This is a genomic window from Sphingobium nicotianae, assembly GCF_018603885.1.
Lineage (GTDB): Bacteria > Pseudomonadota > Alphaproteobacteria > Sphingomonadales > Sphingomonadaceae > Sphingobium > Sphingobium nicotianae.
Genome location: NZ_JAHGAW010000004.1, coordinates 138617 through 151873, shown reverse-complemented (window position 1 = coordinate 151873; position 13257 = coordinate 138617). Strand labels below are relative to the sequence as shown.

The window sequence follows — 13257 nt, the reverse complement described above, 5'->3', positions numbered from 1 at the left end:
CCTGCAAGCAGGGAGGGGAGCTGAATTCACTGAATGTCTATCCGTCTCCTGGGACCGGCGGGCGCTTCTCGTCAGTCCGCCTTCTTGGGCGGTACGCTGAGCGAGGCGCTGAGGTCGAGCGGCCTGGCCTCCGGCATCGAGGCGATGATCGCCTTGAACCGGTCCTCGACCTGCTGTTTCCAGTTGCCGTGGGTCGAGACATAGAGCTTGTTGTGGATGATCGCGTCGACGATCATGTCGCCCACCTCGGTCGGCTCCATCCAGTCGTCCGAGACGACGCGCGTCGCCAGCCGGTCCTCATATTCCTTGAAGCCGCTGCCCGTGCGGAAGCGCTCCGGGCGGTTCTGGCCGGACTCATGGATGCGGCTCTTGATCGGGCCGGGCATCAGCACCGTGACGCCGATATTGTCCTTCTCCATCGTGTCGCGGATCGATTCGGTGAGCGTGATGACGCCCGCCTTGGCGACTGCATAGATGACCATCGCGCTCATCATCGGCGTGACGCCGGCGAGCGAGGCAGTGTTGACGATATGGCCGCCCTTGCCGCGCCGGCGCATGCCGGGCGAAAAGGCCATGATGCCGTTGATCGGCCCCATCAGGTTGATGTTCAGGCCATAGTCCCAGTCCTGATAGGTCGCTTCCTCGAACGGGCCGGAGGGATCGATCCCGGCATTGTTGACGAGGATCTCGGGGCCGCCCATCACCGCCTCGCACTCCTTGGCGGCTTCCGCCATCGCCTCGCGATCGGAGACGTCGAGGCGGATGGTGTGGACCATGCGGCCCTGCTGGCGCTCCTCGAAGAACTGCTTCGCCTCGTCGAGATGATCCTGGCGGATGTCGGCGAGCACCAGCTTGGCGCCATTGGCGAGCAGCCGCTGCGCGATGCCGAAGCCGATGCCGCTCGCGCCGCCGGTGATGAACGCGGTTGTGCCGGCAATCTCCATGAAACCCTCTCCTTCGTTGACTCGGTCCGAATTGTCTCCGGCCTTGCCGCAACTGGCGCGCGACCGCAACACCCAGCACCACGCGCGGGCCGATCAACCGATCGCGATTGAGGCTATACAGCGCCTGCCCGGCGATTATGCTCGTCCGCGAGGAGAGACGCGACGTCCAGCCAGACCATCCAGGCCGCCGATGCGGGCCGCGCCCGGCTGACCGCCGCGCTGGCGGATGTCGCGCGCGGTGACCGCGCCGCGCTGCGGCTGGTCCATGACCTCACCAGCGCGAAACTATTCGGCGTTTGCCTGCGTATCTGCCAGGATCGGGAGATCGCGGCGGACATCGTGCAGGAAAGCTATCTCAAAGTCTGGCAGCGGGCCGGCCGTTTCGATCCGGCCAAGGCGAGCCCGATCACCTGGCTGTGCGCCATCGCGCGCAACGGCGCGATCGACTGGTGCCGCGCCAATCGCGTGGCCGTCGCGCCGGTCGAGGAAGCGGCCGACATTGCCGACGATACCCCGAGCGCGCCGGAGATGATCGAAACGCGCCAGAGCGATGCGCGCATCCAGCATTGCCTTGATGAACTGGGCGGCAGCCCGGCCGAGGCGATCCGTGCCGCCTTCTTCGGCGGCTATACCTATGCGCAGCTTGCCGAGCGCATGAAGGTGCCGCTCGGCACGATGAAGAGCTGGGTCCGCCGGGGTCTTGCCCAGCTCAAGGACTGCATCGGGGATGGCTGACGCGCCGCTCACGCCCGAGGAGTTCGACCTGCTCGCCGCCGAGCTCGCGCTGGGCGTGCTCGAAGGGCGCGCGCGCGCGCGGGCGCTGCGGCTGCAGGTCTCCGATCCCGGGTTTCGCGAGGCGGTGCTCGCCTGGCAGGCGCGGTTCGAGCCGCTGCTGCATGGCTATCCCGACGCCGAGGCGCCCGACCTGTGGCACGCGATCGAGCAGCGCCTGCCGCAAGGGAGCGGGCCCGCGGGCGACAGGGTGGGCACGATCGAGCGTCGCCTCCAGGCCTGGCGGCGTAGCGCGCTGGCGGCGGGCGCGCTGGCGGCCGGGCTGGCGGCGGTGCTGCTGTTCCGCCCGGTCACGCCCCCCGCGCCGGGCCCACAGGTCGCGCAGGCGTCGCAGCCGGCGGTCGCGCATCTGGGCGATGCCGGGGGGGCGCATCAGTTCGCAGTCAATTATGATGCGATGAATGGCGAGTTGCGCGTCCGCACCCTGAAGATGCCGCAGCAGAGCGCGCTGGCGCCCGAGCTGTGGGTGATCCCGGCGGACAATGTGCCGCGCTCGCTCGGCCTGGTCTCGGCGACCGGATCGATGCGCATGACCGTCTCCCCGGCAATGCGGCACATGATGGCCGATGGCGCGATGCTCGCCGTCACCATGGAGCAGCCGGACGGCGCGCCGCACAGGGCGCCGAGCTCGACGCCCATCGCGACGGGACCGATCAACAAAATCTGAGTAAAGGCTGCATCCGCGCGCCGGTGCCTCTCGTAGCTCCTGCATCCCACACGGGATCACGGATCAGAGAGGAAGTCATCATGCATATTTCCAGCAAAGCCATTCAGATCGTTGCCGCCATCACCCTCGCATCGGCAGGCGGCATCGCCATTGCGCGCGCCAACCCGATGGTCGGCGGCGCGGCCATGTACCCGACCAGGAACATCGTCGAGAATGCCGTCAACTCGAAGGACCACACGACCCTCGTCGCCGCCGTGAAGGCGGCCGGCCTCGTCGACACGCTCTCGGGCAAGGGCCCGTTCACGGTGTTCGCGCCGACCAACGAGGCGTTCGGCATGCTCCCGGCCGGCACGGTCGACACGCTGCTGAAGCCAGAGAACAAGGCGATGCTGACCAAGGTGCTGACCTATCATGTCGTGCCCGGCAAGCACGGCGCGATGGAGATCGCCGCGATGGCGAAGAAGCATGGCGGCAAGGCCATGTTCACGACCGTCGAGGGCGAGCCGGTCACGCTCACCAGGGACAGCATGGGCGGCTGGTGGATCGCCGACGCAAAGGGCGGCAAGGCGAAGATCACCATTGCCGACGTCAGCCAGTCGAACGGCGTCATCCACGTCATCGACAAGGTGCTGATGCCCTGAGGTTGCGCGGCGGGCATCCCCAAAAAGGCGCCGCCCGCCGCCGCTCGGACGCCCGCCGCCACCCCCTCCCGAACGCGGCGGCGGGCGTCCTTCCCGACTCCCCATCTCGACGCACCAGCAAATGACGCTATGATCGCGGCCCCGCCCCATCTCCGGAGAGCGGATGCGAAGAGGCTGGAAGACGTGCGCAGACTCCCGATCGTGCTCGCCGCATGTCTGGCGATGGGCGCCGCCGATCCTCCGCCCGATCCCGCCAAATGGCTGCAGGAGCGGCTCGATCGCATCCTCGCGCGCATCGGCAGCGCGCCGGGCGAGGTGAAGATCGCGCTCTCGGACGCCAGCGACGTGCCCTGGACCCATCCCGCCGGCACGATCCAGTTTCCCCGCGCGCTGCTCGTCATGGCGCCCTCGCCCGAGGCCGTCGACGGCATGCTCGCCATGCTGCTGTCCTACGAGGAGCCGGGCGCGGGCGATGCCCGGCGGCCGGGCGGCCTCTCCGCGCGCGCCTATGGCGGCTCGGGCCTGTCCAATGATCGCGACGATCAGCAGGTCGGCCTCTCGGTCGGCCCGGCGCGCCCGCCCGAGACCAAGGCCCAGACCGATCTGCGCCGCGACAAGGCCTGGCAGGGCGCACGGTGGAACGGCCAGATCGGCAATTGCACGGCGATCCAGATCGATTTCCTGCGGGATATCGGCAAGGAGGCGCGACTGACCATCCATGGCAAGCCGATGATCTGGCCGGGCAGCGAGTTCAGCCGCAAGGTCATCGCCTATCTCGGCGCGCAGGCCTATCCGGGCGGCGACCGGCGCTGCCGGACGAGCGAGACAGATCCGGACTTCGCGCTGGTCAAGCAGAGCGCGCAGGCGGCGGACTGATCACCGCCGCGCCGGGGCCGACCGCCAAGCCGCCTCAGACGCCCTGGCTGAAGCTGACGCCGCTGACCTGCCCATTCTCGTAGAGGCAGCGGAAGCTGCGCTGGCGGCTCTCGGTCGCGCGATAGCTGGTGCGCTGGTCGATCGTGCCGGTCACGTCCCAGCCATTGCCGTGTGCCTGCGCGCCGGTGATGCGGCGAATGTCGGCGAAGCCGCCCGCGCGCGAAGCCTCTTCGCGCGCCGCCACGGCGCAGGCATCGACCGCCTCGTCCTCGCTGGCATAGCCGGCGCGGCCATCGTCATAGCGGCGGTCGTCCCCACCGCGGCCGTCATAGCCGCGCTGATCCTGTGCGCCCCGATCGTCATAGCCGCCGCCATAGCCGCCCCCGTTGCCGCCATTGTCGGCGCGCGGGTCATGGTCGCGCGGCGGCGGCGGGGCCTTGGTCTTGTTGCTGTTGGCCGAAGCGATCGCCGCGATCAGGCCGACGCCGAGCAGCAGGCCGAACACCGCGCCGGCATCGACACCGTCGCGATGGCCGCGCCAGTGGCGGTCATAGCCATGGGCCGCGGCCGGACTCACCGAGCCGATGACAAGCGCCCCGGCGGCGAGGCCCAGAGCGAGTTTCGAACGCAGCGCCATAATATCCTTTGCCCTTCCTGAGCGGCCGGCGAGCCCGGCGATGAGGGAGACCGGCTTAGCGACCGGATGATGAGCGCGGGCTGAATAGGGCCGCGACCAGCGCGCCGGGCCGGAGCCAGGCCGCGCGCGTTGTGGCAGGACGACGCCCACGGCGCGGCGCATCGCTCTTGTCATATCGCGGCCTGGCAGGGCATCCTCCGGTGAGCCGGAGTCGCGAAATGACCATCACCATCACCGCCTTTGAAAGCGCGCCCGATCGCGGCAGGGGACTGGCGCGCGACATGCCGGTTCGCTGGGCGCTCGAGGAAGTCGGCCAGCCTTACCAGGTCCGCCTCGTGTCGTTTGCGGCGATGAAGGAGCCGGCGCATCTTGCGCGCCAGCCGTTCGGGCAGATCCCGACCTATGAAGAGGGCGGTCTCGTCCTGTTCGAATCCGGCGCGATCATCTTCCACATCGCGGAACGCCACGCCGGCCTGCTGCCGGACGAGCCGGATGCCCGCGCCCGCGCGATCGCCTGGATGTTCGCGGCGCTCGGCACGATCGAGCCGCCGATCGCCGATCTTCAGAATGCGAGGCTCGTCGAGCAGGAGAGGAGCTGGGCGCAGGAGCGCCTGCCGCTGGTGGAGGAGCGCATCCGGGCGCGACTGGGGCCCCTGTCCGCGCGGCTTGGCGAGGGCGACTGGCTGGACGGCGCCTTCAGCGCCGGCGATCTTCAGATGGTGGCCGTGCTGCGCCGGTTGCGCGGCTCAGGCTTGCTGGACGCCTATCCGAACCTCTCGGCCTATATCGGTCGCGCGGAGGCCCGGCCTGCCTTCCAGCGGGCGTTCGCGGCGCAACTCGCCGTGTTCACCGCCCGGCAGCCGGCCGGATAAGCGATCCGTGCCCGGGCTCGCGCATCGCCTCAGCCGCGACGCATAAAAAAGAGGGGAAGCCGCAGCCTCCCCTCCTCTGTTCGATCATCGCGAAGCGATGGCTCAGGCGAAGCTGACCTTCGTCGCGCGACGACGCATGGCCATGCCAGCGACGCCGAGACCGACGATCATCATGCCCCACGTGGCGGGCTCCGGAACGGCCGGGCCGACATTGCCGAAGGTCAGGTCGTCGAGCTTGTAGGTCTCGGCAACGCCGCCCTGCGTACCAGCGGTCAGCACGACATAGTTGAACGCGTCGCTGCTGATGAAGCCGAAGAAGCCACCCGAGAAGCTGTTCGGAACTTCCGTGCCGAGCGTCGCACCCGGAACCGGCGTGATCGCGATGCCGAGGCCCGCACCACCGGGGGTCAGATCCCAGAAGCCGCCGAACGCGTGGAACGAGCCGGGCAGCAGGAAGGTCGTCGACTGCGTGTTGGGGACCAGACGGTCGTCGAACACATTGTCGTCACCCGCGTCGACAGTGCCGACGGTCGACAGGATCGAGAGGCCCGGAACGAGCGTCGTGTCGTTGAAGTCCTCGACGGTCGGAACCGTGGCGCCGAGAGCGGCGAGGAACGCGGCCTGGCTGTAGTAATAGGTGACGGTGGCCGACGCAGGTGCCGCAAACACGGTACCGGCGAGCAGCGCCGCTGCAATAAACTTACGCATATTCATTCTCCCACTGCGGCCGGAGCCGCGATTTCCCAACTTACAACCCAAAATCTCTGTTTTTTGGCCCCGGCGACCGCATGGATCGACTCGACGAAATGGTTGCTAAGATATGAATCGGTCGCGAGCAACGTGAATAACCATAACGATGTTTCATCGTGGCACGAATGCGTTTGCGACATCGGCGCGCTGTGCACCTGCTTTATTTTTGGCGGAAATGCGCGGATTCCAATTTATACCGCAAAAACAGAGAATTGAAATTCCACCTGGTTGGAGTCTTGGGTGCATGGCAGCAAGAGGAACCGAATAATTCACGCTGCAACTGCGAAAAAATTTATCATTCCCGGCGCGGACGCGTTAACCTTTTCCCGCTGCTCTCAGCCACCGAACAGCCTCGCCAGCCCCATGATCTGCTCTTTCATGACCCCGTCGACGGCCGGCGCGAGCTCCTTGAGCACGAAGCGCGCATGACCGCCCACGACATAGTCCATCACGATCCTGGTGCCCTTGCCCTCCGGCGTCAGCGTGAAGCTCATCGTGCCGGTCACCGCCTCGCCCTGCAGCGGGCCGAGCGCGCCGTTCAGGCGCAATTGCTTGCCCCTGACGGCGTAGATGACCCGCGCATGCTCGACCGATCCCGCCGCCCAGCGCTCGCAGAAGCAGCCGCCCGCGACCGGGTCGATCGAGAAGTTGGCCGCGCTGCCCGACCAGCTATGCGCGGCGGACCACCAGCGGCTGGGCGTCACGATCGCCGCCCACACCGCGTCCGGGCTCGCGGCCACGATGCGCGCGTTGCTGACGGTGAAGCCGCTGTCGCTCGCCTCGACCACGTCGGCCCGCGCCGGCGCGGCGATCATCAACGCCGCCATCATCGTCCACCGCATCCCGTCCTCCTTTCGCAAGAGCGCGCCGCTCCTACTTGACCAGCTTCGCCGCGATCGCCGACTGCGAAATCTCGGCGATGAACGCCGCCCATTGATCCAGCATGAAGCGCATCTCCGCGGCGGAGAATTGCGCCCCGCCGGTCGGCACCGGCATCGAGAAGCCGAGCGTCCGGTCGTCCTTGCCGACCCAGACCTTGCCGAGATCATAGTCCTCGTTGCGCGCGTTGGTCCACTCCGCCGGCGCGTCCTTGAGGTCGGTGAAGCGGCCGACCAGCACGAAATATTTGCACATCTTGCCGTCGGTGCAGCCGCCGAACACGATCGCCGTCTCGAGCCCGTTGATGGCCACCGTGAACAAAGGCGTGCCGCCATTGGGATCGATCGCGCCGGGCTGGTAGCCCATGCCGGTCAAGGCCGTGGCCATCGCGGCCGGATCGCCGCTGGAGAAAGTCTGCGCCGGTGCCGCGCTCGCGCAGAGCGCGAGCAGGAGCGCGATGAGCCTCTTCTTCAAATCCCGTCCCCCCATTCCCGCGCAGCGGCGCGGCCCCGTCCGCTTATTTCACCGCCACCTTCAATCCCGTCCAATAGGCGATGAAGCTGTACATGTCGGCAAATTCCTCGATGACCTTCTCGGTCGGCTTGCCCGATCCGTGGCCGGCGCGCGTTTCGATGCGAATAAGCCGCGGCCTCCCACCGACATCGGCATGCTGCAGCGCAGCGGTATATTTGAAGCTGTGCCCGGGCACGACGCGATCGTCCGTGTCCGCCGTGGTCACCAGGATCGCCGGATAGGCCGCGCCGTCCTTGATGTTGTGATAGGGCGAATAGGTCAGGAGATTGCGGAAATCCGCCTCATGATCCGGCCGGCCATAATCGTCGACCCAGTAGCGCCCGGCGGTGAACCGGTCGAAGCGCAACATGTCCATGACGCCCACCGCCGGCAGCGCCGCGGCGAACAGGTCCGGCCGCTGGTTGACCACCGCGCCGACCAGCAGGCCGCCGTTCGAGCGGCCCTCGATGGCGAGCTCATCCTTGCCGGTATAGCCGCTCTTCTTGAGATATTCGGCCGCCGCGATGAAATCGTCGAACACGTTCTGCTTGTTCGAGAGCCGGCCCGCATCGTGCCATTCCTTGCCATATTCGCCGCCGCCGCGCAGGCTGGCGATGGCGAGCACCCCGCCCTGCTCCAGCCAGGCGAGGCGCGTCGGCGCGAAACCCTGCGTCTGCGAGACGTTGAAGCCGCCATAGCCATAGAGCAACGTCGGCGCCGGCCTGGCCGCCTGCGCGACATCCTTGCGGCGCACGATGTACATGGGGATCTGCGTGCCGTCCCGGGACGGGAAGAAGACCTGCTCGGTCACATAGTCGGCCGGGTCGAAGGCGAGCCTGGGCTGCGCGAATACGCTCGTCTCGCCGGTGTCGACATTCAGCCGATAGATGGTCGAGGGCGTGGTGAAGCTCGAAAAGGCGAAGAACGTCTCCGGATCGCCGCCCTTGCCGCCGAAGCCCGCCGCCGATCCGAAGCCGGGCAGCGGCACGTCGCCGCGCGCATTTCCGCCCAGGTCGACCAGTTCCGCCACCGTGCGCCCCTCGCTCAGATAAGCGAGCACGATCCGGTCGCCGATCATCGATCCGCCGACCAGCGCCTGACGCTGTTCGGCCACCACTTCGCGCATCTTGTCGCGCGGCCGCGCCGCGTCGAGCATCACCAGCCGGCCGCGCGGCGCCCCGGCGGTCGTGCGGAAATAGAGCAGGTCGCCGACATTGCCGACGAGCTGCCACTCATAGTCCAGTCCCCGCATCAGCTTCACCGGCCGCGGCTTGTCCGTCGTCAGCGAGATGAGGGTCAGCTCGTAGCGCTGATCGGTGCTCTCGTTCGACGTGACGAGCAGCCAGCGCCCGTCGTCCGTCACTTCGGCACGGTTCATCAGCCCGGGCCGGTCGGGCGTCGCATAGATGCGCTTGTCGGCCGATTGCGGCGTGCCGACCTTGTGGAACCAGATCTCCTGATTGGTCACGACCGACTGATATTTGCTGCCGTTGGCCGGCGGATCGAAGCGCGAATAATAGAAGCCGCTGTCGTCGCCGTTCCAGGCGAGGTTGGAATATTTGACCCACTCGATGCGATCGTCGAGCGTCTTGCCGCTGTCCACGTCGACGATCCGCAGGATGCGCCAGTCGGTGCCGCCATCCTGCACCGAATAGAGCAGGTAGCGCCCGTCGTCGGAGGGCAGCCACTCGGCGAGCGCGGTCGCTTCGTCCTTCGAGAATGTGTTGGGATCGAGCAGCAGCCGCTGCGCGCCCTTCAGCCCCTCGCGCACATAGAGCGGCGACTGGTTCTGCAGGCCGCTGTTGCGCGTGTAGAAATAGCGGTTGCCGGCCTTGCGCGGCACGCCGTAGCGCTCATAATCATAGAGCTGCGCCAGCCGCGAACGCAGCGCGTCGCGCCCGGGCAGCTCCTTCAGATAGGCGAAGGTCGCGTCATTCTCCGCCGTCACCCAGTCCCGCACATCCTTGTCGGAACGCACGTCCGCCTCGAGCCAGCGATAGGGGTCGGCGACGCTCACGCCGAACCTGGTCTCGACGATGTCCTGCCGCCGCGTCGCGGGATAGGCGGGCGGCAGCGCCGGGTTCGCGGCCGCATCGACGACATGCGCGCTGCCGCTGCTGGAGATCGCCGCGTCGCTCTTGTCCCCCGCCCATGCCGGCGCGACCGGCGCGATCGTCACAAGGGTCAAGGCAAGCAGAAGAGCGCGCATCGGGGCTTGCAACGGCAACATGGACGGACTTCTATCTACCTCTCCGGCGGAAGATCAGTCTAGGTCCGCGCGGCGGGATTTCCAAGCGCGAAGCAAGCTCACCAAGCGGCTTTCCGACTCCCCTCCCTCCCAGGGAGGGGTGGGGGTGGGTAGCCGCGCAACGCGCAGCGCGCTACGATCCCACCATGCGCCGCATCCCCGATCATATGACGGCCCGTGCCCGCGATCTGCGTAACAATCAGACCGAAGCGGAGCGCAAAGTCTGGCAGCGCATCTCGCGCTATCGCCCGCGCTTCACGCGTCAGCTTGTCGTCGGTCCCTACATCCTCGATCTGGCTTGTCGCGCCGCAAAGCTGGCGGTCGAGTTTGATGGCTCACAGCATCTTGAGACCAGTCTCCATGATGCAGAGCGCACGGCTTTTCTTGAAGCGCGAGACTGGATCGTGCTGCGCTTCTGGAACAGCGAAGTTGCCAACAATCTCGACGGAGTGGTCGAAACAATCCTTGCAAAGACCGCCGAGTGCCTCGGCGGCACCCACCCCCAACCCCTCCCTTCCAGGGAGGGGAGAAAGAAGACCTAGTCCACGGCCCGCCCCTCACCGCCAGCGCAGCCGCTCCCGGTTCAGCTCGTCGACGCGCTTCACGCCCATCAGCCGCATGCCGCGTTCGATCTCGTCCTTGAGGATGCCCAGCGCACGTTCCACGCCCGGCTGCCCCGCCGCCGCGAGCGCATAGAGATAGAGCCGTCCGCCCGAGGCGCAGTTCGCACCGGCAGCTAGGGCCTTGAGCACATGCGTGCCGCGCCGCACGCCGCCATCGCAGATGATCTCGATCTGCCCGCCGACCGCGTCGACGATCTCGCGCAGCTGGTCGAACGGCGCCCGGCTGCCGTCGAGCTGGCGCCCGCCATGGTTGGAGATCATGATCGCGTCCGCGCCGATCACCACCGCGCGGCGCGCATCGGCCACGCTCATGATGCCCTTGAGGCAGAAGGTGCCGCCCCAGTCCTCGCGCAGCTGCTCGGCCATCTTCCAGTCCATCGACGTGTCGAGCATGGTGTTGAAATAGCCGGCGATCGAGACGGCCTCGCCGCTGCCTTCCTTCACATGCGTGTCGAGATTGGGCAACGCGAACTTGTCGCGCAGCATATAGTCCAGCGCCCAGCGCGGCTTGATCGCATAGGAGGCGAGCGAGGAGGCGGTGAAGCGCGGCGGCGAGGTGAAGCCGCTGCGCGCGCAGCGCTCGCGCTTGCCCGAGACGATCGTGTCGACCGTGAGCGCCAGCGCGTCGAACTTGGCCGCCTTGCAGCGCTCGACCATCGATCGGTTGAGCCCGCGATCCTTGTGATAATAGAATTGGAACATCTTGGGCGTGGAGATGGTCTCGCCAATCTCCTCGATGCTCACCGTGCCGAGGCTGGAAATGCCGAACCACAGGCCGAGCTTTTCGGCCGCCTTCGCCACCGCCCGCTCGCCCTGCCAGTGGAACACGCGCTGCAGCGCGGTCGGCGACAGGATCAGGGGCAGCGCGCTCTTGCGGCCCATGATGGTGACGCTGGTGTCGATCTCCGCCACGCCGGCCAGCACGTTGGGCACCAGGTCGCAATCGGCATAGGCGGCGGTATTGCGGTCCTTGGTGATCTCGTCGTCGGCCGCGCCGTCGATATAGTCGAACACCGGCCAGGGCAGGCGATGCTTCGCGAGGCGGCGGAAATCGTCGATATTGTGGCAGTCGGTCAGGCGCATGCCCGGTCCTTAGCGGCGCGGGACGGGTTCGTACATGCGATTTCCGAACAGGGCGTGATAGCGCCGCACTCATCGCTTTTCCGTCTTCGGGAAGGAAGCGGAGGGTGAGGGCCTGCTTACTTTCCCTCGTCATCCCCGCCTTCGCGGGAATGACGGCCACAGGCCGGCGTGGGGCGACTTGTTCCCCTCCCTTTCAAGGGAGGGGTTAGGGGTGGGTGCGAGCGAAGCGAGGTTGAGCCCGACAGCCGCTGGCGCGGCCTACCCACCCCCAGCCCCTCCCTTGAAAGGGAGGGGAGCAGCATATCCTCAACACGCAGCCCTTCGACAAAGCCCGATCGACCGTCTAAGTGACGGAACAAACAGACAGGGAGGATCATCATGGCCGCGCCCGGCGCCACCACCTTCGGCGAAGCGCTCTCGCGTGCGCCCATGCGCGCCTTCCAGTGGGTAACGGTCGCCATCTGCATGCTCGTGCTGGTCAGCGACGGCATCGACATGCAGCTGCTCGGCATCGTCGCGCCGCTGGTGATCAAGGATTTCGGCGTCGACAAGGGCACGTTCGGCATCGCGATGAGCGCGGCTTTGGTCGGCTTCGGCCTCGGCGCGTGGGGCGGCGGCTGGCTGGGCGACCGGATCGGCCGGCGCTTCACCCTCGCCCTCGCCGCCCTGGTTTTCGCCCTCGCCACCGTCGCCGCCAGCCAGGCGGACGGCGTCTGGCACATGGCCCTGTGGCGCGTGCTCGGCGGCCTCGGCTTTGGCGCCGCTTATTCCAATGCGCTGGCGATGGCGAGCGAGTGGCTGCCCGATCGCCTGCGCCCGGTGACGATCAGCACCCTCTCGGTCGGCACGCCGATCGGCGGCACGGTGGTCGGCTGGCTCGGGCCGACGCTGGCGGCGGATTATGGCTGGCGCGGCGCCTTCGTGGCGTTCGGCATCGCGACCTTGCTGCTCGTGATCATCATCCTCGCGACCCTGCGCGACAGCCCCTCCTACCTGCTCGCCCGCGGCAAGACCGAGGCCGCCCGCCGCGCCGCCCGCCATGTGCTCGCCGAGGACGTGCCCCTGCTGCCCGAGCGCCACGAGGGCGATGCGGCCGGCCTCCCCGCGATCGGCGTGCTCCACCGCACCAACCTGCGCCTCAACATCGGCGTCGGCACCGCCTTCGCCGCCTTCGCCGGCGTCGCCTACGGCATCCTCAACTGGTCGACCACGTTCCTGACCGCCTCCGGCTTCACCCTCGCGCAGGCCGGCGGCGCCGTCTCGGTCGGCGGCATCACCTCGATGGCCGGCTCGGTCCTCGCCGGCATGCTCACCCGCCGCTTCGGCTCGCGCCGCGTCATGACGGTGATGAGCGTGACGCTGCTGACCCTGCTGGTCGCCCTCGCCTTCGTCGTCGAGACCCTGCCGGACGCCCCCACCGCCGCCGAGCGCCTCACCGTCGTCACGCTCATCGGCGCGGCCGCCGCGGTGTTCAGCGGCGGCATCGCGATCATGTATGTCATCATGATCTTCGGCTACCCGCAGTCGTGCCGCTCGGCCGGCATCGGCTTCGGCATCTTCATGAGCCGCGTCGGCGCGATCAGCGCCAGCGGCTTCGGCGGCGCGCTGCTCGATTTCGGCCAGGGCAGCACCATCCCCTTCTTCGCGACCCTCTGCGCCTGCTCGGTGCTGGTGCTGGCGGCGGTCGTCATCATCGACCGCCATGTGCCGCCGGCGGGGGTCAGCAGTTAGT

14 protein-coding genes are annotated in these 13257 nt (G+C 67.6%); 7 read left to right on the top strand and 7 right to left on the bottom strand.

The genetic code is table 11. From position 1 onward, the window contains the following. Positions 1-71 precede the first annotated feature (71 nt). Positions 72-944: an SDR family NAD(P)-dependent oxidoreductase gene (locus KK488_RS07220; protein ID WP_214622484.1), complete on the bottom strand. Its 873-nt coding sequence runs from the start codon at positions 942-944 to the stop codon at positions 72-74. A 177-nt stretch (positions 945-1121) separates the two neighbouring features. Between KK488_RS07220 and KK488_RS07215 the strand changes: the two genes are divergently transcribed. From KK488_RS07215 to KK488_RS07200, 4 genes are all read left to right on the top strand, one after another. Then, positions 1122-1679 (top strand): sigma-70 family RNA polymerase sigma factor, encoded by a 558-nt coding sequence (locus KK488_RS07215; RefSeq protein ID WP_214622640.1) that lies wholly within the window; start codon positions 1122-1124, stop codon positions 1677-1679. Then, positions 1672-2403: an anti-sigma factor gene (locus tag KK488_RS07210; RefSeq protein ID WP_214622483.1), complete on the top strand. Its 732-nt coding sequence runs from the start codon at positions 1672-1674 to the stop codon at positions 2401-2403. Before KK488_RS07215 ends, KK488_RS07210 begins: the two co-directional genes overlap by 8 nt. An 80-nt stretch (positions 2404-2483) precedes the next feature. Beyond that, on the top strand, positions 2484-3044 hold the full coding sequence (locus tag KK488_RS07205; protein ID WP_214622482.1) for a fasciclin domain-containing protein: 561 nt from the start codon (positions 2484-2486) through the stop codon (positions 3042-3044). 183 nt (positions 3045-3227) lie between these two features. Beyond that, positions 3228-3920, top strand: a complete 693-nt coding sequence (locus KK488_RS07200; protein ID WP_214622481.1) for a hypothetical protein — start codon at positions 3228-3230, stop codon at positions 3918-3920. Between the two features lie 34 nt (positions 3921-3954). Here KK488_RS07200 and KK488_RS07195 read toward each other — a convergent pair whose 3' ends face one another. Beyond that, the gene (locus KK488_RS07195; protein ID WP_214622480.1) at positions 3955-4557 is read right to left on the bottom strand and encodes a hypothetical protein; all 603 of its coding nucleotides are present in this window, start codon (positions 4555-4557) and stop codon (positions 3955-3957) included. Positions 4558-4775: 218 nt separating this feature from the next. Here KK488_RS07195 and KK488_RS07190 point away from each other — a divergent pair, with 218 nt between their 5' ends. Next, positions 4776-5429, top strand: a complete 654-nt coding sequence (locus tag KK488_RS07190) for a glutathione S-transferase family protein (protein WP_214622479.1) — start codon at positions 4776-4778, stop codon at positions 5427-5429. Positions 5430-5531: 102 nt separating this feature from the next. Here KK488_RS07190 and KK488_RS07185 read toward each other — a convergent pair whose 3' ends face one another. From KK488_RS07185 to KK488_RS07170, 4 genes are all read right to left on the bottom strand, one after another. Further along, positions 5532-6137, bottom strand: coding sequence for a PEPxxWA-CTERM sorting domain-containing protein (locus KK488_RS07185; RefSeq protein WP_214622478.1), 606 nt, complete (start codon positions 6135-6137; stop codon positions 5532-5534). A gap of 377 nt (positions 6138-6514) precedes the next feature. Beyond that, positions 6515-7021: an SRPBCC family protein gene (locus KK488_RS07180; RefSeq protein ID WP_214622477.1), complete on the bottom strand. Its 507-nt coding sequence runs from the start codon at positions 7019-7021 to the stop codon at positions 6515-6517. 31 nt (positions 7022-7052) lie between these two features. Then, on the bottom strand, positions 7053-7532 hold the full coding sequence (locus KK488_RS07175; protein WP_214622476.1) for a YbjN domain-containing protein: 480 nt from the start codon (positions 7530-7532) through the stop codon (positions 7053-7055). Positions 7533-7575: 43 nt separating this feature from the next. Continuing rightward, positions 7576-9780, bottom strand: a complete 2205-nt coding sequence (locus KK488_RS07170; RefSeq protein ID WP_214622475.1) for a prolyl oligopeptidase family serine peptidase — start codon at positions 9778-9780, stop codon at positions 7576-7578. A gap of 185 nt (positions 9781-9965) precedes the next feature. Here KK488_RS07170 and KK488_RS07165 point away from each other — a divergent pair, with 185 nt between their 5' ends. Next, entirely contained in the window at positions 9966-10361 is a 396-nt protein-coding gene (locus KK488_RS07165) for an endonuclease domain-containing protein (protein WP_214622474.1), read from the top strand. A 15-nt stretch (positions 10362-10376) separates the two neighbouring features. Here the strand turns inward: KK488_RS07165 and KK488_RS07160 are convergent, their stop codons facing one another. Beyond that, complete coding sequence (locus KK488_RS07160) at positions 10377-11525, bottom strand: alpha-hydroxy acid oxidase (protein WP_214622473.1); 1149 nt, start codon at positions 11523-11525, stop codon at positions 10377-10379. 378 nt (positions 11526-11903) lie between these two features. Between KK488_RS07160 and KK488_RS07155 the strand changes: the two genes are divergently transcribed. Then, complete coding sequence (locus tag KK488_RS07155) at positions 11904-13256, top strand: MFS transporter (RefSeq protein ID WP_214622472.1); 1353 nt, start codon at positions 11904-11906, stop codon at positions 13254-13256. Position 13257: the final 1 nt, after the last annotated feature.